Here is a 19,372-nt window from a genome sequence, read left to right on the forward strand (position 1 = left end):
TGGAGGATTAGCTCAGCTGGGAGAGCATCTGCCTTACAAGCAGAGGGTCGGCGGTTCGATCCCGTCATCCTCCACCATATAAATTTAAATTATGCGGAGCTTTTTTATTTTTAAGACTAAATAGTGTTCCTTCAATACCGCTTCTTTTTCCGTGCTATAGTTAACCTCACTATTATTCCTTTCTGTATACTTTCGACAGTTTTTTTATAGAATATGAGAGCAAATGCTTATATATCAATGTTAAATCTCAAACCAGTCAAACAAATTTTTATGGCCCAAATCCAAACTTTCATAACGTTATTTTTTGCCTTCAAAAATGAATTTTGAGGGTCATTTTAGTTTTCGACATACTTTTTATGGATGTTGAGTGTTGAGGGTCAAGGGTTTCCTGGGAATAGGTTTTAAATTAGAAATATTCACCTTAGATTTGGAAATAATAAGTCCGAGGTGATGTCCTTGAGTTCGATAACGAGGAATTTAGATTTACATGCACAAGGGATCTGGTTACCGATTACGGTATCGTTGCTATTGTTTTTGTATGCTCTATTTATGCCTAAGAAAGAGATAGGTTGGAGAGAATTTTATATTACTTTTGGATTCATTGGTTACTTTGCCTGGGTTTCTGATTCTTTATTTGGAAAAATGTTAGATCTCGTGGATTTTGGCAACCCGGAAGTCACGGGAATAGCTGAGTTTTTAAGTTACAGTTTAATACCTTCCTCACTCGCCGTAATTTATTTAAATTATTTGAAGAAGACAAACAAATGGACATTGGTCATTATTTTTACCATTATTTCTACTTTAATTGAATGGGGGATGAGGAAGGTAGGATATATGAAGATCCATGGCTGGAGCTTCATCATTTCAGTCCCTTTGTATTTAGTAGTATATAGTTTCTTACTTCCAATACACCGGAAAATAATAAAATGCAAATCCTAACGTGAAAAAAGAGCGCCCCGAAGTTACTTTTGGGGCACTCTCTTTTTTTATACCTAAAATTTTCACATAAAAATCCGCAATTAATATATCTACTTGTACGAACACTTAATAGTTATATGAATAAATTATAGTATGTGAATTTGAAAGGAGGGACATCATATTGAGTAGTAATAAAGAGTATTCTAGTAAAAAAAGTAGCAAAAATGTAGATATAGAAAATATGTTTAATAATAAAGCCGAAAATGAAGCAGAAAATGAGACAGAGGTTAGTGTAAAGGACAAAAATAGTAACACTGCTACAGCAAAAGTTATGAATAGTGGAAACTCGAGCGTTTCTGTGGACATTTGCGTAGATAGTGAAGCTCGTGCAAAAGTACGTACAAATGCAGAGAAGGAAGAGGGCCACAAGGAGAAAAAAGAGAAAGAAAAATATTAAGACTAATATAATGCTCCTTCATTAAAGGATAGTTGTGCTAGGGATACTATTATCTAGTATCCCTATTATGCTAGATAAGGAGGGTGAAATTTGGAAAGACTGAGCGAAAATCAACTAAATAGTTTAATTAGAGATAGCGGCAACTCCGATGTAGATTTAACTGTACATGTAGATATTGATACAAAAGCAATTGCATATGGAATGTTGTGCAGCTTATATGCCAAAGGAGAATTGACAGAATTGGAGCTTGAAAGGGCCATTCAAAAACTTGATAAGTTAATAGAAAGGAGTAAGAGAAATCAGCATTCAACTACTACATCTATTGAAAGTAAATCAACATCACAAGATAGGCCCGAGCAAAGTAGAAGAAGAAGTTGGACTTTATAGACTTTACTGGCATAATGACCATTCGCAGGAAGTGGGAAAAATCACTTCCTGTTCTATTCATAAAATTGTACCAAAGCTTGAAAGTTTGCTGATGAGGATCTTATGGAGTGAGGAGATTTAATCGACTAGACGGAGGATTTCCAATCACTCGTGTCAAATAATCTGTACCTTTAGGCCTATAACTTATTTCATTTCCACCATTTCCACCATTTTTTTTGGCCGCCCGCAGCAATCTGCCTTTTTGTTTCTTCTATCACTTTATATCGTTCTTCCTCTAGCTGCTCCGCTCTTTTTACATACTTCATGATTTCATTAAGCTTTTCTTCCTGCATCGCTTCTGATATTGCCTTTTCCTTCAAATGTTTGATTAAATCTAAGTTTATTTGCTCTAAATGCTCTATACGTTCCAAAAGCTCAGCATAATTGGAATCATGCATCCTATCCCGTTCATCCGTACATTCTATCGGAACCTGCGCCTTATCCTGATCAATAGTGGTCTCCACCGGAACTACTTCCGTAACGACGGTCGTTTTACTTTCTTGATAAACCCAGGTCATCACTGCTTCGGCAGCCTGTTCCATGGTCCGACCCTCTTGCTTACTGAAGTCGATTAATTTGCGGAGTGTGATAACATCGTTCTCATAATAGCATCTGTGGCCTCTATTATTACGGTGTATGTGATACCCATGCCCTTCCAAGAGAGTGGCATTCTTCCGTAATGTATTGCTGTCAATTCCAAGCAATTCTTGTACGTCGCCAGGGGAATATTTAACCGTCATAACATAACACCTCCACTATAACACTTCTATTTGACGCTGAGGGTTTCCTTTTTATTTCTCACCCAAGTTTCTAAATCGGTAGTTTTGAATCATGTTGTTTTGAAAAAAGCTGCTCCATTTTACCTCCTTTTTAACTCAGATGTGCACAAACCTCACTTGATCTAATCAAATCGCCTGAGTTATAAACAAACTTATCAACATGAACCGTCTATGTGGACAGAAATGCCTGAGTTATAAACAAAATTGTCCTCATAAATCTTCTTTGAGGACAAAAAACGGTTGAGTTATTAACAAGAATGTCCTCATGAACCGTCTATGAGGACAAAAACGGTTGAGTTATAAACAAAATTGTCCTCATAAAGCGTCTATAAGGACAAAAACGGTTGAGTTATAAACAAAATTGTCCTCATGAACCGTCTATGAGGACAGAAACGGTTGAGTTATAAACAAAATTGTCCTCATAAAGCGTCTATGAGGACAGAAACGGTTGAGTTATAAACAAAATTGTCCTCATAAAGCGTCTATGAGGACAGAAACGGTTGAGTTATAAACAAAATTGTCCTCATAAAGCGTCTATGAGGACAGAAACGGTTGAGTTATAAACAAAATTGTCCTCATAAAGCGTCTATGAGGACAGAAACGGTTGAGTTATAAACAAAATTGTCCTCATAAACCATCTATGAGGACAAAAACGCCTAAGTTATAAACAAAATTGTCCACATGGGCCCATGATAAGGGGCACAGCCTTCGATATTCCCGCCATTTCTATCTTCATCAACCATTAATCCACTATTAACTTATACCGCAATACAGCCGCCAGTCCCGCTCCATGCTTAAATTCTCCATTTTTTATCAGGGAGTTCAATTCATCCATAGATAGCTTGTGTAATTCTATTTGTTCGCTGTTTTCCAGGTTTTGTTCGGTTGCTGTTAAACCGGCTGCAGCAAAAAGATGAATTTCCTCGCTAGTTGAACCGGGGGACGGATAGAAGCTTCCTAAATCGAGCCAATGTTCAGCCTTAAAGCCTGTCTCTTCCTCCAGCTCTCGTTTGGCGGTTTCTAGGGGAGAATCGCTTTCCTGATCAATCATCCCGGCAGGCAGCTCCCACTCCCAGCTTTTTATAGCATGGCGATATTGTTTTAGACAAAGAATTTCTTTGTTATCTGTAATAGGGAGAATGCATACTCCTTTAGCAAAATCTAAATAGGAAAAAGTCTTTTCATCGCCATTTGGTAGACTGACCTTATCTAAAATCACCCCGAAACGGTCTACCTTTGCTTTTATTGAGCTGTTAATTTTCCAAGTCATTTTAATCACCTTTCAATTTCAACATTATTTCTATTTTACCGCTAATAAGTATAGATAGCACCTATGAAAAGGGATAGCTAAGAGCCGACTTTCCAAATTCATTTACTTACTACATATTTTTAGGTCATTTACGACATATTTTCAGATACTTACTACATAATACACGAAAATAACGACATTTCTTGGATATTAATTGGAAAATTGACGTGCAGGTTTAGCTGCAAAGGCACATAAAGAAGCGCTGCCCGAGTTCCTGCAGCGCTTCTTTTAATCCACGTAATAATCTTTTTTCTTTTTGAGGTACTCTAGCTCACAGTCAAGAAGTTTATATGCAATTTCCTTGCCGCTTTTCTTTTTTCGCTCGATTACTTCCCATCTGGAATCCTTGAGCTTTAAATGAACCATTACGTTGGTATTATCAGGTTCTTTGTATAGAAGATATAATTCCTGGGGTCTCACAAATAATCTGGGCTTACCGCGGGATGCCACTATAAAATGATGTTTTAACGAGTTATAATAGTCGTCGTTTTCCTTGCCGCCATAAATGAGGTTTGCGGCATCTAAATCTCTGTCGGTTACCTCAATATAGCTGCTGTCGTCGATATCCAGGTTGAAGCTTGTAATAATATCCTTCATTATGAGAGTTATGTATTGGTCATCTCGCAATTTAACCATCTCTGTGCATTCTGGCGTCAATCTTGGAAAATCGGCGCGGGCATGTAATGAATGGATGCTGAAGGATACGAACAAACAGCTAATGAGAATGATTGTTTTTGTCACATATTCACCTCCAACCCTATTATTCTGCATCCAAGCAGTGATTATTCCAAGCTGGCACCACCAATAAAAAAAACAGCTTCAAAAGGAAGCTGTTTTGAGTATCTAGATTGCTTGTTTTGTTATTTCTATATTATTAATGGCTATGTTAAGTTGAGTGTGCAAATCTGCTAATTCCTGATGTTCTTTTTCTTTCAGGCCATTGATGATGATTACTGTTGCATATAGGCAAATTAAAAATGTACTGATTACGATCAACCAAGCTACAAACATTTTATTTCCCCCTTTTGTAATAACTTAAGTTGATTTTAATGGATTTTAAATTATTTCAATGTGACTAATATCACGGAAAATGGGATTTAAATTTAATCTAGAAGTAATGTTTATATTTTTGTCACATTTCTAAGTTTAAGAGATTAAAAACGTTGTAAATGGTGTTAATCCAGATATAGGGGCCATTCTGGTTCAACGGACCAACTGGAGTTCCTATTTAAAATGTGATTTTTACCATTTTTTCTTTAATGCCAACATTGGGAAGTATCCTCATAAACAACTGGATATAATAATGGATGAAGAGGGAATGGAATACTCGGGGATTGTCACGGTAGCACAGGGGAACACAAACACGTTTGCTGTCGTCCATGAAATGGCCCATCAATGGTTTTATGGTACGGTCAGCATCAATCCGTACTATACGCCTTGGATTGATGAAGCCACTACCAATTTTGCGACGTATTTATTTTTCATAAAAAATGAAAAACAAGTTCCTGCTGACGCGTTTGCAGCAGCGGATGACCATATTAAAATGGCCAAAGATAAGGGAAAGATTGTTCCTTCCAATTATTCGCTCAAGGAATTTGAACCGGAGAATATGTTAACCTACAGTGCATCCGTATATGAAATTCCCAGCTTAAAATTATGGGCACTTTCAGGCAATAGCGCCGACCGCGCATTGGATTACTTGAAAAATTATTATCGTTTATATGCTTATAAAGAAGTAGACGCTAACGAATGGCTGCGCTATACCAGAGCCTATTTTAAAATAAAAGACCCGAAAGCGCTGGGGGATTGGATTTCCTTTTAAGGGATAGGTATATTGGCACGTTATTTAACAATATTCCCCTAAAACACGAACATTTTATAGTTAAAATATATTAATATTCGTATTATTGTTGAATATCCCTTGCCGGTTTGTTATATTATAAAAGTAATTAATTTAAATAGAGTGACTCGTATATGCTCGGTAATATGGTCTGAGCGTTTCTACCTGGTTCCCATTGAAAGAACTAGACTACGAGTTAAAGTATTGGGCGGATCGTTCGGCTTTTTGATCTCTGCCTTCTAATACTTTAACTTTCGTAGGTCTAGAAGGTAGAAATCCATCTACATTTCTAGACCTTTTTCATTGGATCCAGTTTTCGAGTCTATCAACAAGGGGGAGCTTTTTTTGAAAAAGTATACTTTATTAGCTGCGGTTGCGGTGTTGTTACTGGCTGTATTTGCTGGCTTCAAATCAAAAAATGAAACAGTTGTAGAGGGTGCCGAGCGGCCGATTATCATTCAAGGTCCAATGCCGATTGAAGCGGAAAATTTTGCGCAAAAATTAGAAAAAGTGAAGGTAGAGAAATCCGGAACGTTTGTTTTTTACAAAGGAAAGCTGAATAATTATCCTGTCATCGTAGTGAAAACCGGTAAGGGGATGGAAAATACAGCGGCTGCTACGGCCGTGGCGATTGAAAGATATAACCCGATCGCCATCATCAACCAGGGAACTTCTGGCGGACATGATCCAAGCTTGAACGTTTTTGATATAGTTTTAGGAAAAAGAGTGACCAACATCGGTTCGTTAAAAACAGAAACCAAGAATGAAAACGAAGGAATGGATCCAAGTCAATGGATCCCGATGGACTTAATGGCTTCTGAAGGAAGCGGCTCCGATCCGAATGCTGAAAAGATTCGTTATTATGAAGGAGATAAAGATTTACTGGCGGCAGCTAATGCTGTAAAAGATAAGTACACAAAAGGCAAAGTAGTCGAAGGAACGATTGGTTCAGCAGATGTTTGGAATAATGAAGTGGATCGAATCAAATGGTTCCATGATAACTATGGAACATCTGTAGAAGAAATGGAAGGTGCGGCAGCGGCACAAATTGCTGAGGCATATAAGGTGCCATTCCTAGGTATCCGGGTGCTATCGAATAATAAAACCAATGGCGGCCAATACAACCCGAATACGGCCGCAGCCAACCAGGAATATGTTTATGAAGTGGTCAAGAAATATATCTCAACGATTGAAAGTAAATAATTATGTGAAACGACAACCTCGCCTCAGAACTGGCGGGGTTGTTTTTTTTTGAGGTTTGTTTTTCCATTTTTAGTTTAATTGTCCAAAATGGTGATTAAATTGTCCAAAGTGTTCCAAAAATTGTCCAAAGTGCAATCAAAAATGTCCAAAGCCTCGTAAAAAATGTCCAATACGCTTCAAAAATTGTCCAAAAGACCGCTGTGAAGAACAAATTCCAAAAAAGCTGGGGGTCTTCTAGGTCTCAAGTCGCAGATAATTTTACAGCAGCCGCCCGAGGTTGATGACCAGTTGGAAAACCTATAATGAAAAAGGAAAATCAAACCAATCCACGAGGGGATCGAAAAAATAAACATAAGGGGAGAGAAGATATGCAGTCTTGGATTAAGTTTTCTTTAAAGAATGCAGGGGTTATTTTTATCGCCATGTTAATGGTGATTGCAGGCGGAATTTATTCCGTCAAAACGATGAAAATGGAATCGATGCCGAACGTCGATATTCCATATATTGTTGTGCAGGTTCCATATTTGGGGGCCACTCCAGAACAGGGGTTAGAGGATATTGGTAAGCCTTTAGAAACAACGCTTTCGGGAATCAAGAAACTGGATAATTTGTATATTGAAGCGCACAGCAATGTGGTCGTGGGGATTCTCGAATTTGAGATGAGCAAGGACATGGATGAAGCTGAAAAGGATGTCACGACGGCGGTTGCTACCATCAATTTGCCGGAAGGGGCTGAAAAACCAAAAATTCTAAAAGACGGTCCTTCTGCGGCACCAGTATTTCAATTTGCGCTTTCATCGGAAACTGCCAATCAATCCGATCTGACACAATATATTAATGAACGAATCAAACCGGCTCTAACAGGAATTGATGGAGCAGGGGCCATCGATATTTCGGGTGAGACCGAAAAGGGAGTGGCCGTCAAGCTGGATCCTGAAAAGATGAAGAGCTACGGGATTTCTTATGAAACGGTTAAGCAAACCTTTTTAGCGAACCATTTCTCGTTTCCTGCCGGGCAGGTCAATGTTGATGATAAAACCTTAAATGTTCAGGCTGATTTCAAGATGAATTCAGTAAAGGACGTTGAAGAAATTGAAATTTTGGCGCAAGGACCAACTGGCATTCAAAACGTGAGTTTATCTGATATCGCCACCGTTTCTTACAGCAATAAAAAGGAAACAGTTTACACTCGATTAAACGAAAAGCCTGCTGTTCTAGTAGAAATGAAAGCACAGCCAGGCTCCAATACCGTCGAAGTAGTGAATCAGGCAAAGGAAAAGCTGGATGAGCTCGATCTTCCGGCTGGGTACAAGTTAACGAAATTATATGATACGTCAAAAGAAGTGAAAACATCTGTCGATGGAATGCTGCGGGAAGTTCTGCTGGGAACCTTGTTTGCTGTGATTGTCACGTTCCTATTCCTTCGCAATATAAGAGCAACGATTGTCGCCGTTCTTTCGATTCCGTTATCGATTTTGGCCTCGATGATCACCATGAAATATTTAGATTATAGCTTAAACATGATGACGCTTGCCGGAATTGCTGTAGCGGTCGGACGCGTTATCGATGACTCGATTGTCGTCATTGAAAATGTGTACCGCCGTACCTTAACGAGCACGAACCGGGATGAACGGATGGTTTTGACGGCAGCCAAAGAAGTGGGAGGCGCGATTACCTCTTCGACCCTTACAACGATTGCTGTTTTCGGACCGCTGTCGTTTGTGCCGGGGATCATTGGCCGATTCTTTGCCCCGTTTGGCATTACGGTCATTGTGGCACTCGCGTTTTCCTTGATTGTGTCGTTAACGGTCGTGCCGTTATTGGCAAAGTTATTTTTACTGAAGATTAAACATAAAGAGGTAAAGGAAACCATTTTTGAAAAAGCTTATAAGCATGTGCTGTCATGGGTGTTAAATAAGCGGGCTGTTACGGTTGTTACTGCTTTGGTGATGTTTGCGGGATCGCTCGCTTTAGTTCCGTTGATTCCGAAGAACTTTTTACCTCAGGAAAAAGCCCTTTCCTATCGGTTAACGGGAGATTTACCTGATGGGACATCATTAGATAAAGCGAATGCCGTAGCGGTTAAAGTAGAAGATATTTTAGGCCGCGAAAAGGGTATCAACCATTTGCAAACAGTTGTGAATGGGGAACATATTCGTTTTTCGATTGATTTAAAGGATGATGTTACGAAAGAACAAACGGTTGATTTTGAAAAAAGAGTAAGATCAAATGTTGAGAAACTGGATGCTGACATGCAAGTGGCGCTTACACCAGTTGGGATTGCGGGAACAAGCGGGTTAGCGTTAATTGTTGAGGGTGGAAATGCCAAAGATTTAGAAACGGCCGGAAAAATGATTACGGATAAAATTAAGGGTATCGATGGCTTGGAAAATGTGGAATCCAATCTTTCTGGCGTGAAGGAACAGCTTCATTTAGAGATTGATGATCACAAGGCGGCGGAAAAAGGTCTGAGCCCGATCATGGTTGCCGGCTTCGTACGAGAGCTTATCGCCGGGGATCATGTTGGCGACATGCAGGTTGACGGAAAAACAACAAATGTTCAATTGTCATTGGCGGGCCAGTCAGCGGATTCAATCGATGAGATTATGAGTCAAAAAATGACCAATCCGCTGGGACAGCAGGTAAGCCTATCGGAAGTGGCAACACTGGAAAAAGTACCGAGTCCTTCCGCGTTATACCGCTTAAATCAGCAGCAGTATGTCGAGGTAACAGGACGAATCACGACCGATAATTCCTCCGGTGTGCAGGCAGAGGTAGATAAGAGATTGAAAACCTTGGATCTGCCAAAAGGGATAACCTATCATTCTGAAGGTCAGGCGCAGGCGATGAATGAAGGCTTCACGAATATGACGATTGCGATGGCCGTTGCTGTTGTGCTTGTGTTTATCGTGATGCTGGTGGCTTTTGGAAATATGTTAATGCCATTAGCCATTTTGTCTTCGTTACCATTCTTGTTCTCTGGCGGATTGCTGGGATTGTATTTGACTAATCAAGCTCTTGGAATGCCAGCTTTGGTAGGGTTCTTGATGTTAATTGGGATTGTGGTCACGAATGCGATTGTTTTGATGGAGCGCGTGAAGCAGAATGAGAAGAAGGGCATGGAGCTGAAAGCAGCTTTGCTGGAAGCAGGAAAAACACGCCTTCGTCCAATTTTGATGACGGCTCTAGCGACCATTGGGGCACTGTTGCCATTGGCGCTATCTAGTGATGGCGGATTGATTTCGAGATCACTGGCGATTGTGGTGATTTCCGGGTTGTTGACATCTACACTGTTAACCTTGGTTATTGTGCCGACTACTTATCATGTGATGAAATCGGTAAAAGGGCGATTAACTAAGAAGACTACTCCTATGATAACTGAAAAGGAACCGGCGTGAATTTTTAGATAGGGTTGCACAGGTAAAAGAGAGTAGAGACACTGACATAGAGGATCTTTATGTAAGGAGAATTTGCTTTAAGTAAATTACAAAAAGGATTGAATAAGCGATTGGAGAGTATTTCATATAAGCTAACCAGAGAAAATAATGACGCTTTTATTACATTCTGGTGAGTTTAAGCAGTTTTCATGGTATGAAAGTGAAAAAGAAAAACGGAGGCAGGAGGCTTCCGTTTTTCTTTTAGCCCCGTACCGAGCTTTTTTCTTAACAGGTCAAACCTATCTGTATGAGAAAGGACGGTTTTACCTATCACAAAATTTCTCCTGCTATCCCATAAATAATGTTTCTAGATAAAATAATCGGTTTAGTGGTATAGGCCTGGGCAATTGACTTCATTTCCTGGGTGTATCCCATACAATCGAGGAGGATGGCTTTGACTGGAAATTGGTCAATCTGTTTCACTGCGCTAATCAAGTGTTCCTCTTGGAAGGCGTAGGGGGAACTTGCTGCTGGGATGGCAATAAATTGTGCTTCCATCCATTTATTTATGATAGATTCTGCTTGTTCCGGAAGAGGAAGAATGACGCCAAGCAATCCTTCACGCAGCAGCCCTTTTATTACATGATTGAGTAAAAAATCTGGGTATATAACCGGTATCCTGCTCGTAAATAACGGAAACTTCCCGGTACAAGCGAGAATGATTAACGACACCTTCTCATGATTCAGTTCATCAATAAGTGATTGAATGATTGGAAGGATTTTTTCCTTCGCCATTATAGCACTTTCCCCATTTTGCAATCGTGATATTAAGGTGGTTTGTCCTGGTTCGGGTTTAAGTTCATGGATCTCTATATCAGATCTACCGTCCAGAACGCCCTTTTCAATTATGTCCGTTTCTTTTGGAAGAAACCTGCTGATGGCAGGGATCATGTCCATTCTTGGCGTCTGTCCAATCGTAATTACAGCGACAGTCTGCTTCATTCCTTATTTCACTCCTGACTATAAACTTTATTTCCATTAATAAAGGTTCCGAGAATATTTGAGCGGGTGTCAAATGGATGATGCGACCAAATCACAAAGTCGGCGTCTTTTCCTGGTTCGAGTGAACCAACACGGTCGTGAATTCCAGCTAGGTTAGCTGCTTCGCTTGTAATACTTCTTAAGGCAGTCACTTCATCGAGACCGTATTTGACAGCCTCTGCTGCACAAAGAATCAAATAGTGAATAGGAATAAACGGATGATCTGTCATGATGGCAAAGGGAATGCCGGCTTCATGAAACCGTTTTGGTGCTTCAGGTGTTAGATTGCGCGTTTCATATTTTGTTGCCGGAAGCATAAATGGTCCCAATGTCACATTTGCACCGCTTTCTTTAATGGCATCTAGCATCAGATGTCCCTCTGTACAATGTTCCAAACATAGTTTGATGCTAAATTCTTTGCCAATTCGAATGGCTGTGGCAATATCATCTGCACGGTGACAGTGTAAATGAAGTGGCATTTTCCCTTCGAGAACCTCAATAAACGGAACAAGCTCTGTTTGATTTTTTAAGCATTCAATGCGTTCTGGTTCCGATAGTGTTGCAGCTTGTGTAAATCCTTGGCGGATTAATTGGGCCACAGCCATTCTTGTGTAGGGAGCTTTGTTAGATTGGCCAAAAACATTTTTAGGATTTTCGCCAAGAGCCCCCTTTAAGCCGCTTTTTTCCGTGATAATCATTTCCTGTAAGGAGTTTCCCCCAGTTTTTAAAATCGTCCAAACCCCGCCAATGGGATTTGCACTTCCTGTACCAGTTTGAACGGTAGTTACTCCACCGCGGCGTGCCAATTGAAACGAAAAGTGATGTCGATTTATTCCGTCAATCGCCTGCATTAACGGTGTGAAAGGTGTCGAGTATTCACAAGCGTCATTATTCCGTTCTGTTATTTCTCCCCAAAGCCCAACATGTGTATGGATGTCAATGAGTCCAGGGGTTATCACACACCCATCGACAGATTCAATCTGGGTATTGCTAGGGATATCCGTATCCACCCCTACCTTGATCACTTTACCGCCGCTTACCCAAAGATCTGCATTCTTTAAAACGGTATTGGCATTATCCATTGTATGGATGCTAGCCCCACGAAAAACTGTTAGCATCGTATCACTCCCATCTATATACCTCTTTTCCCTTTATAAAAGTGCGGGCAGCTCGTGCCGTTAAATCAAGAGGATGCTTATTCCACAATACAAAATCGGCAAATAATCCTTTTTGAATGCTTCCTGTAAGCTGATCAATCTTCAGCAGCTTGGCCGCATCACGTGTCAAACCGTTTAAAATCACTTTTTCAGGAACACCGGCTTTTAGTGCTAAAGCTGCTTCCAATTGCAGATGCGTGACGGAACTTACTGGGTGATCGGTCGCAAAGGTAAATGGAACTTCCTGCTTGAATAGGGCGGAATATAAGGACGGATCTAAATGTTGTAATTCCCCTCGTTCTATTGGTTGAAAGCAAGGCCCGGCAATAACTGAAAGATGATGTTCTTTCAGAATGCTTGTAACGAGTGGATATTCTGTAGCATGGACTAAAATAATAGGAAGCCTGAAATCATCTGCAATGCGAATGGCCGTTTCAATGTCATCAGCCCGGTGAGTACGAATGAAAATAGGCACTCCTTGTAGATTCGCGGTGCTTTGTAAATTCTTTAATGCCGTTCTGATTTTCTGTGCAATCCCCATTCGAGTGAGGGGGAATTTGGTTTTCTCCCAAAAGGAATTTTTCGGAATATCTCCCATCGAAAAGCTATAGCCTAGATTTTTATTAAGGAGCATTTCATCAACTGTTTTTCCGGAGGTGTGAATGACGGACGTTTTCGCCCCAACCACAGATTCTGGGGCAGAAACAATGTGGGCCGCTGTTACTCCGGAAGCAACGGCGTCTTTAAAGGCATTATCAAATGGGTAAATGCCGTCTATTACCTGCAGCTCTCCGCCATTTTCTTCAAAAGGTTCATACCCATCATTTCCTTCCCAGCGAATGCCAATCTCCTTTAATCCAATTTGAGAACATGTATCAATCATTCCGGGTGTTAAATAGAAACCAGCAGCATCAATCAAATAATCTGCAGGAAAGTCTTCATTAGGAGACAGAATCGCATTTATTTTCTCGTTTTCGATTAAGACGGTTTTCTTGCTGAAATCCCCGGTATCATGTTCATAAATATTTGCATTTATAATGGCGGTAATGGCCATTTTTCATTACCTTCTTTCATGAGGGAATAGAAGAAAAGTAGAGATAGGGTATCTCTACTTTTCAAAAAAGCACCTATGGATGTACTGCAAATTATTGCTTAATCCAGACGTTCGTTCCGTTAGGATTTACAATCTGAACGGAGAAGTCCGGAGAAACATCAAAGCCTTGTACCTTTTTGTTAATACCTGCTGTTGCATCAAGATTATCAAGCTCGATTCGAGGTACGTCTTTTAAAATAATCTCAAGTGCCTGCTGGTATAGTTTGGCTCTTTCATTTTGATCAATCGTTTCTGAAACAGCTCTATCTAAAAGTGTATCTACCTCAGGATTTGTGTAGCCTTTTCCATTTCCAAGTGCACCGATTTGATTTGTGGAGAACAATTGATATAGGAAGAAATAAGGATCTGGATACCAAGTCCATCCCCCAATTGACATTGGTGCATTTCCTTTTGAAACCGTGTCACTATAAGTTCCCCATTCAACAACCTTCAGTTCAACATCAATATTTAGGTTTTCTTTCATTTGGTTTTGGAAAATAGTTCCGTATGGAACACGAGCTTCTGAAAGATATAGCTCTGTTTTAAAGCCATTTGCGTAGCCTGCTTCTTTTAAAAGTTTTTTTGCTGCTTTCGGATCATATGTTGGTGTAAGCTTTTCTAAATCTTTGCTATATCCCCAAGATTTTTTTGGAAGTGGCATAAAGGATTTTTCCGCGCCGCCCCACTTATTGACGCCTTTAACGATTTCCTCGACATTTGTTGCTTTATAGATGGCTTCGCGAACCTTTGGGTCGGCCGTTGGCCCTTTTTTGTTATTAAGATCTAAATAGGTTAATGAAAGGGCTGGTTTTGATAGCAATTCCAGTTTTTCATCCTGTTTCATCAATTCACGGTTTTGCCCTTTAATATCCATCGCCACATCAATGTCTCCAGAACGTAATGCGTTCGTCATCGTGTTTGGTTCAGGAATGATTTTGTATGTTAATCCATCTAAGTGAGGCTTTTCTCCCCAGTATTTATCGTGGCGGGAAAGCTTAACCTCTGAATCCTTAGCCCAGCTGTCAATTTTAAAAGGACCAGTACCAACTAAGTGACTGCCAAACTCATCGCCCCAGCCTTCGACTTCCTCTTTAGGTACAATCACGTTTCCGGCATCTGTCAGCATTGGTAAAATGGCAGCATTCGGTTTTGTTAAATACATCGCCACTTTATTTTCCCCGGTAACTTCTACTTTTTCTACACCGTTTAAGCGCTTCATAGCGGATTCTTTCGCAGAGCGTTCAAGGCTGTATTTTACATCCTCAGCCGTCATTTTTCGTCCGTCTTGATATTTACCAGGTTGGAAAAAGACATTATCACGTAATGTAAAGGTGTAAACCTTCCCATCATCGGACACTTTCCACTCTTTTGCTAGAGATGGTAAAAATTCACTCAAATCTTTGTTATACACGACAAGTGTATCTGCAATAGAACGCATAACTTGGGATTCATAGACCCCGGTATATTTAATTGGATCTAATGTTTTTGGATTGGCGGAAAGTCCAACCTTCAATACACCACCATCTTGCGGTTTATCAGATGCAGCTGTTTTTTCCTTATTAGATGGTTTAGTAGAACTTGAATTACTTCCTGAAGAACAGGCACTTAATAGTAGAACAAGAGAGGCAATGACCAATAACATCCAATGACCTATACGCTTACTTTTCATACGACAACTCCTCCTATTGATTCACATTGTGAAACAGCATTTCAAATATTGAATTTAGAAATAAATTTATCACACAAAAGAAGACTAGTAAATAAGTTTTTTAAATTTTTTAAAAATATTATTTAGTTTAATTTTTCTATATTTACAATCAATTATCTTGGTGCTACACTTAATCGTAATTCACATACTGAATCAGTGTTTCAAATTGTGATTAATTAAAAGGGAGGTAACAAATGGGGAAATATATTATAAGAAGACTATTTGATCTTCTGCCAACCATTTTAGTCGTTGCAGTTATCGTTTTTATCGTTACCCGGCTGATTCCCGGTGACCCTGCAAGTGTCATGCTTGGACCGCAGGCAAGTGTTGAGGATATTGAAGCATTAAGGGGAAAACTCGGATTAAATGATCCTTTATATGTTCAATTTTTCCATTATATTGGTGACTTGCTCCGTGGGAACTTTGGTGTTTCGCTTACTTATAATGAACCAATTGTCCAGTTAATATTGGAGCGTTTTCCAAATACTCTAGTTTTAGCGATAAGCGCTCTCATTATTGCTTTTATGATTGGTGTCCCAGCAGGCATCATTTCAGCTTCTAAACAGAACTCTCTATTAGACTATACCGTTATGCTGGTTTCTTTAATCGGAGTATCGATGCCAATCTTTTGGCTTGGGGTTATGCTGGTGCTTTACTTTAGTGTCAATCTTGGCTGGTTTCCGGCTACCGGCATGGGGGCAATTGAGGATGGACTGATTCCTTATTTAAAACATCTCATCCTTCCTAGTATTACGCTCGCAACCATTCCGATGGCAACCTTTGCCCGGATTACGCGGTCAAGTATGTTGGAAGTCATATCTCAGGATTACATTAAAACAGCTCGTTCTAAAGGCTTGAGTGAGTTTTGGGTCATCTGCAAGCATGCGTTTAAAAATGCCCTAACACCATTATTGACGGTACTAGGCATGCAAATTTCGATGATGCTTGGCGGTGCAGTTTTAACTGAAACTATTTTCAGTTGGCCGGGTATGGGGCGTTTAATCGTGGACGCCATTGATAAACGGGATTTCGTTGTGGTTCAAGGTACCGTTTTATTTATTGCCGTTATTTTTGTACTAGTCAATTTGATTATTGACGTGATGTACAAAGTGGTTAATCCAAGAGTGAATTTATCTTCCAATAAAGGAGGAAGTAAATAATGGCTTCTGTGCAAACCTCGATTTCATCTGCCGAACCGAAAAAGCGGAAAATGAAAAAAGAAGCAGGCTTTTTTAAAAAGCTGATTCGTAATCGTCTGGCCGCAATTGGAATAACTATCTCGATAGTTATGACCATCATTGCTATATTCGCACCGTTGATTGCTCCCTATCCTCCTAATCAAATGGATGTGGCTAATTCACTGGTAACGCCAGGTACCGCAGGCCATCTATTAGGAACTGATAACTATGGAAGGGATTTGTTTAGCCGCCTTGTTTTTGGTGCGAGAATTTCTTTAATTGTCGGCATTTCTGCTGTAGTTTTTGGGGCCTTTTTTGGAACCTTGCTCGGTTTAGTTTCAGGTTATTTTGGCGGACGGCTTGATGCCATCATTATGAGAACCATGGATGGTTTGTTCGCTTTTCCTTTTATCTTGCTAGCGATTACCTTAATGACTGTTTTAGGGCAGGGTCTCGTGAATGTCATCATCGCGATTGGCATTGCTAATATTCCGGGATTTGCAAGAATTGTACGCGGGCAGGTACTAAGTGTAAAGGAAGAAGAATTCATTGAAGTCACCAGATCATTGGGCGCGACGAACAGTCGGATTATTTTTCAACATGTCCTGCCAAACTGTTTAGCTCCATTAATTGTGTATGGAACAATGAGCATTGCTGGTGCGATTATTTCGGAAGCTGCCTTAAGCTTCTTAGGTTTAGGTGTACAGCCTCCAACCGCATCATGGGGAAGTATTTTAAAAGATGGAAAAGACTTTTTAGTGTTAAGTCCCCATATGGCAACTTTTTCAGGGCTAGCGATTTTGTTCACCGTTCTTGGGATTAACTTGTTTGGAGACGGCCTGAGGGATGCATTGGATCCAAAAATGAGAGTGTAGAAGCTGGAGGTGAGATATATGGCCGATTTTTTACTAAAGGTGGAAGACTTGGAAGTGCATTTTCGCTCTTCGTCTTCTGTAGTTAAAGCGGTAAACGGTGTTAGTTTTACATTGAACAGAAAAGAGACTATCGGAATTGTCGGAGAGTCTGGTTCGGGAAAAAGTGTGACAGCGACTGCATTGCTTCGTTTGATCCCAAGCCCCCCTGGAAAGATAGCTGGAGGGAAGATGTTGTTTGAGGGAAGAGACCTGCTTTCTTTATCGGAAAAAGAAATGCGTTCTGTCAGAGGTAATGAAATCTCCATGATTTTCCAAGATCCGATGACAAGTTTAAACCCAGTTTATACAGTCGGTAACCAAATAATGGAGTCGATTCGCACACATAGAAAGATGTCAAAAAAAGAAGCCAAAAAAGCAGCGATTGACATGCTGAAGCTGGTGGGTATCCCAGAAGCAGAAAAAAGAATTGATATGTATCCCCATGAATTCTCAGGCGGTATGAGACAGCGGGTAATGATTGCGATTGCGCTTGCATGTAATCCGAAGCTGTTAATTGCCGACGAGCCAACAACTGCATTGGATGTTACGGTTCAGGCACAAATTCTTGATTTAATGAGGCATCTGCAGGAAACGATCGACACTTCCATTATTATGATTACCCATGATTTAGGGGTAGTTTGGGAAATGTGTGATAAGGTCATCGTCATGTATGCAGGTAATACCGTGGAATCAGGCAGTGTGAAAACTATTTTCGATCACCCGCTTCATCCCTATACTTGGGGATTGCTTGATTCACAGATTACGAGTGATATTGCGAATGAAGCGAAGCTCTCTGCTATTCCAGGAGCCCCGCCGGATTTGCGACAGGAGATTAAGGGCTGCCATTTTGCCGATCGTTGTCCATATGCACAGGAAATTTGTTTTTCTACTCGGCCGAATTTAATAGAAGTAGAGGAAGGCCATTTTACTTCCTGCCATTTCCAAACGAAAGAGAGTCAGCTTACGAGAAAGGAGATGGCGTATCATGGCTGAAGCGATTATTAAAGTAGAAAATTTAAAAAAGCATTTTCCGATACAGGATCCGCTCCCTTTCAAAAAATCAAAGCTAAGTGTGAAAGCGGTGGATGGAGTCAGTTTTGAGGTTTTCCGTGGTGAAACACTTGGAATTGTTGGGGAATCAGGGTGTGGGAAATCAACAATGGCCAGGTTAATCAACCAACTGATCCGTCCATCTGATGGAAAGGTTGTTTTTAAAGGTCAGGATTTAGCATCGATGGGGACCAAAGAAATCCGCGCTTCTCGGAAATCGATTCAAATGGTGTTTCAGAATCCATATGCCTCATTGGATCCGCGAAAAACGATTAAGCAATTAATTGCAGAACCTTTAGAAATCCATAAAGTGGGCGATTCTCTTTCACGGAAAAAGCGTGTTCAGGAATTATTAGAAGTAGTGGGTTTAAGCAGTTATCATGCTGATCGTTTCCCGCATGAATTTTCAGGTGGACAGCGTCAGCGGATTAATATCGCCCGTGCCCTTGCCTTAAATCCAGATGTCATTATCTGTGATGAACCTGTATCTGCCTTGGATGTATCCGTTCAGGCACAGGTTATTAATCTCTTAAAAGATTTACAAAAGAAATTCGACTTAACCTATATTTTTATTTCACATGATTTAAATGTGGTCAGATATATGTGTGACAGAATTGCCGTCATGTACTTAGGAAAAATCGTCGAAATCGGGACTTTTGCTGAAATCTATGAAACTCCGCTTCATCCTTATACAAAGGCATTGCTGTCAGCTATTCCAAAGGAAAGTCCCTATGACAAAAGAGAAAGAATTCTATTAAAAGGGGATGTACCTAGTCCCGTTAATCCGCCCGCAGGATGTCATTTCCATCAACGATGTCCTTATGCGATGGATATTTGCAAAACGGCAAGACCAGAGCTTAAACAACATGAAGCCAAGCAGCGTGTTGCCTGTCATCTTATTGAATCTTAATTTGGAGGGAAT

Annotated in this window: 18 protein-coding genes, 1 tRNA gene and 1 riboswitch; of the genes, 11 read left to right on the forward strand and 8 right to left on the reverse strand. The window is 40.2% G+C overall.

Annotated elements, in window-relative coordinates; genetic code table 11:
• The first annotated feature begins 1 nt into the window (after position 1).
• From AC59HZ_RS23650 to AC59HZ_RS23665, 4 genes are all read left to right on the forward strand, one after another.
• Positions 2-77: transfer RNA gene (locus AC59HZ_RS23650), tRNA-Val, on the forward strand.
• Positions 78-456: 379 nt separating this feature from the next.
• Entirely contained in the window at positions 457-939 is a 483-nt protein-coding gene (locus AC59HZ_RS23655) for a hypothetical protein (RefSeq protein ID WP_496548217.1), read from the forward strand.
• 160 nt (positions 940-1,099) lie between these two features.
• Positions 1,100-1,375 carry a hypothetical protein gene (locus AC59HZ_RS23660; protein ID WP_496548218.1) on the forward strand — a complete coding sequence of 92 codons (276 nt, stop codon included), beginning with the start codon at positions 1,100-1,102 and terminating at the stop codon, positions 1,373-1,375.
• 90 nt (positions 1,376-1,465) lie between these two features.
• Entirely contained in the window at positions 1,466-1,762 is a 297-nt protein-coding gene (locus tag AC59HZ_RS23665; RefSeq protein WP_496548219.1) for a hypothetical protein, read from the forward strand.
• A gap of 188 nt (positions 1,763-1,950) precedes the next feature.
• On the opposite strand, the gene AC59HZ_RS23670 is transcribed toward AC59HZ_RS23665, so the two are convergent.
• From AC59HZ_RS23670 to AC59HZ_RS23685, 4 genes are all read right to left on the reverse strand, one after another.
• The gene (locus AC59HZ_RS23670) at positions 1,951-2,541 is read right to left on the reverse strand and encodes a hypothetical protein (protein WP_496548220.1); all 591 of its coding nucleotides are present in this window, start codon (positions 2,539-2,541) and stop codon (positions 1,951-1,953) included.
• Positions 2,542-3,322: 781 nt separating this feature from the next.
• Positions 3,323-3,850 (reverse strand): NUDIX hydrolase, encoded by a 528-nt coding sequence (locus AC59HZ_RS23675; protein ID WP_496548221.1) that lies wholly within the window; start codon positions 3,848-3,850, stop codon positions 3,323-3,325.
• 267 nt (positions 3,851-4,117) lie between these two features.
• Positions 4,118-4,630 carry a hypothetical protein gene (locus tag AC59HZ_RS23680; RefSeq protein WP_496548222.1) on the reverse strand — a complete coding sequence of 171 codons (513 nt, stop codon included), beginning with the start codon at positions 4,628-4,630 and terminating at the stop codon, positions 4,118-4,120.
• A gap of 102 nt (positions 4,631-4,732) precedes the next feature.
• A complete protein-coding gene (locus AC59HZ_RS23685) occupies positions 4,733-4,900 on the reverse strand; it encodes a hypothetical protein (protein WP_496548223.1) in 168 nt (55 codons plus the stop codon).
• Positions 4,901-5,192: 292 nt separating this feature from the next.
• Here AC59HZ_RS23685 and AC59HZ_RS23690 point away from each other — a divergent pair, with 292 nt between their 5' ends.
• The 3 genes from AC59HZ_RS23690 to AC59HZ_RS23700 all read left to right on the forward strand — a co-directional run bounded on the left by AC59HZ_RS23690 (position 5,193) and on the right by AC59HZ_RS23700 (position 10,330).
• The gene (locus tag AC59HZ_RS23690) at positions 5,193-5,711 is read left to right on the forward strand and encodes a M1 family aminopeptidase (RefSeq protein WP_496548224.1); all 519 of its coding nucleotides are present in this window, start codon (positions 5,193-5,195) and stop codon (positions 5,709-5,711) included.
• Between the two features lie 126 nt (positions 5,712-5,837).
• Positions 5,838-5,941: riboswitch (purine riboswitch) on the forward strand.
• 175 nt (positions 5,942-6,116) lie between these two features.
• Complete coding sequence (locus tag AC59HZ_RS23695) at positions 6,117-6,932, forward strand: 5'-methylthioadenosine/S-adenosylhomocysteine nucleosidase (RefSeq protein ID WP_496548430.1); 816 nt, start codon at positions 6,117-6,119, stop codon at positions 6,930-6,932.
• Positions 6,933-7,300: 368 nt separating this feature from the next.
• On the forward strand, positions 7,301-10,330 hold the full coding sequence (locus AC59HZ_RS23700) for an efflux RND transporter permease subunit (protein WP_496548225.1): 3,030 nt from the start codon (positions 7,301-7,303) through the stop codon (positions 10,328-10,330).
• Between the two features lie 309 nt (positions 10,331-10,639).
• Here the strand turns inward: AC59HZ_RS23700 and AC59HZ_RS23705 are convergent, their stop codons facing one another.
• From AC59HZ_RS23705 to AC59HZ_RS23720, 4 genes are all read right to left on the reverse strand, one after another.
• Positions 10,640-11,311 carry an AroM family protein gene (locus AC59HZ_RS23705; RefSeq protein ID WP_496548226.1) on the reverse strand — a complete coding sequence of 224 codons (672 nt, stop codon included), beginning with the start codon at positions 11,309-11,311 and terminating at the stop codon, positions 10,640-10,642.
• Positions 11,312-11,319: 8 nt separating this feature from the next.
• Positions 11,320-12,468: an amidohydrolase family protein gene (locus AC59HZ_RS23710; RefSeq protein ID WP_496548227.1), complete on the reverse strand. Its 1,149-nt coding sequence runs from the start codon at positions 12,466-12,468 to the stop codon at positions 11,320-11,322.
• A gap of 4 nt (positions 12,469-12,472) precedes the next feature.
• Entirely contained in the window at positions 12,473-13,561 is a 1,089-nt protein-coding gene (locus AC59HZ_RS23715) for an amidohydrolase family protein (protein ID WP_496548228.1), read from the reverse strand.
• A gap of 91 nt (positions 13,562-13,652) precedes the next feature.
• Positions 13,653-15,269, reverse strand: a complete 1,617-nt coding sequence (locus AC59HZ_RS23720) for an ABC transporter substrate-binding protein (RefSeq protein ID WP_496548229.1) — start codon at positions 15,267-15,269, stop codon at positions 13,653-13,655.
• A 233-nt stretch (positions 15,270-15,502) separates the two neighbouring features.
• Here AC59HZ_RS23720 and AC59HZ_RS23725 point away from each other — a divergent pair, with 233 nt between their 5' ends.
• Genes AC59HZ_RS23725 through AC59HZ_RS23740 form a run of 4 tightly spaced genes read left to right on the forward strand, consistent with a single transcriptional unit; the run spans position 15,503 to position 19,360 of the window.
• The gene (locus tag AC59HZ_RS23725; protein ID WP_496548230.1) at positions 15,503-16,468 is read left to right on the forward strand and encodes an ABC transporter permease; all 966 of its coding nucleotides are present in this window, start codon (positions 15,503-15,505) and stop codon (positions 16,466-16,468) included.
• Positions 16,469-16,518: 50 nt separating this feature from the next.
• Positions 16,519-17,361 carry an ABC transporter permease gene (locus AC59HZ_RS23730; RefSeq protein ID WP_496548431.1) on the forward strand — a complete coding sequence of 281 codons (843 nt, stop codon included), beginning with the start codon at positions 16,519-16,521 and terminating at the stop codon, positions 17,359-17,361.
• 18 nt (positions 17,362-17,379) lie between these two features.
• Positions 17,380-18,393: an ABC transporter ATP-binding protein gene (locus AC59HZ_RS23735; protein WP_496548231.1), complete on the forward strand. Its 1,014-nt coding sequence runs from the start codon at positions 17,380-17,382 to the stop codon at positions 18,391-18,393.
• Entirely contained in the window at positions 18,386-19,360 is a 975-nt protein-coding gene (locus tag AC59HZ_RS23740) for an ABC transporter ATP-binding protein (protein WP_496548232.1), read from the forward strand. The genes AC59HZ_RS23735 and AC59HZ_RS23740 overlap by 8 nt, the downstream gene beginning before the upstream one ends.
• The last annotated feature ends 12 nt before the right edge of the window (positions 19,361-19,372 follow it).

Source organism: Neobacillus sp. DZ-9 (genome assembly GCF_059587065.1).

Excerpts from the sequence above, each read along its gene's own strand:
- AC59HZ_RS23670 (WP_496548220.1), bottom strand. The coding sequence starts at position 2,541 with ATGACGGTTAAATATTCCCCTGGCGACGTACAAGAATTGCTTGGAATT.
- AC59HZ_RS23675 (WP_496548221.1), bottom strand. The coding sequence starts at position 3,850 with ATGACTTGGAAAATTAACAGCTCAATAAAAGCAAAGGTAGACCGTTTC.
- AC59HZ_RS23685 (WP_496548223.1), bottom strand. The coding sequence starts at position 4,900 with ATGTTTGTAGCTTGGTTGATCGTAATCAGTACATTTTTAATTTGCCTA.
- AC59HZ_RS23690 (WP_496548224.1), top strand. The coding sequence starts at position 5,193 with ATGGATGAAGAGGGAATGGAATACTCGGGGATTGTCACGGTAGCACAG.
- AC59HZ_RS23700 (WP_496548225.1), top strand. The coding sequence starts at position 7,301 with ATGCAGTCTTGGATTAAGTTTTCTTTAAAGAATGCAGGGGTTATTTTT.
- AC59HZ_RS23705 (WP_496548226.1), bottom strand. The coding sequence starts at position 11,311 with ATGAAGCAGACTGTCGCTGTAATTACGATTGGACAGACGCCAAGAATG.
- AC59HZ_RS23710 (WP_496548227.1), bottom strand. The coding sequence starts at position 12,468 with ATGCTAACAGTTTTTCGTGGGGCTAGCATCCATACAATGGATAATGCC.
- AC59HZ_RS23715 (WP_496548228.1), bottom strand. The coding sequence starts at position 13,561 with ATGGCCATTACCGCCATTATAAATGCAAATATTTATGAACATGATACC.
- AC59HZ_RS23720 (WP_496548229.1), bottom strand. The coding sequence starts at position 15,269 with ATGAAAAGTAAGCGTATAGGTCATTGGATGTTATTGGTCATTGCCTCT.
- AC59HZ_RS23725 (WP_496548230.1), top strand. The coding sequence starts at position 15,503 with ATGGGGAAATATATTATAAGAAGACTATTTGATCTTCTGCCAACCATT.
- AC59HZ_RS23730 (WP_496548431.1), top strand. The coding sequence starts at position 16,519 with ATGAAAAAAGAAGCAGGCTTTTTTAAAAAGCTGATTCGTAATCGTCTG.
- AC59HZ_RS23735 (WP_496548231.1), top strand. The coding sequence starts at position 17,380 with ATGGCCGATTTTTTACTAAAGGTGGAAGACTTGGAAGTGCATTTTCGC.
- AC59HZ_RS23740 (WP_496548232.1), top strand. The coding sequence starts at position 18,386 with ATGGCTGAAGCGATTATTAAAGTAGAAAATTTAAAAAAGCATTTTCCG.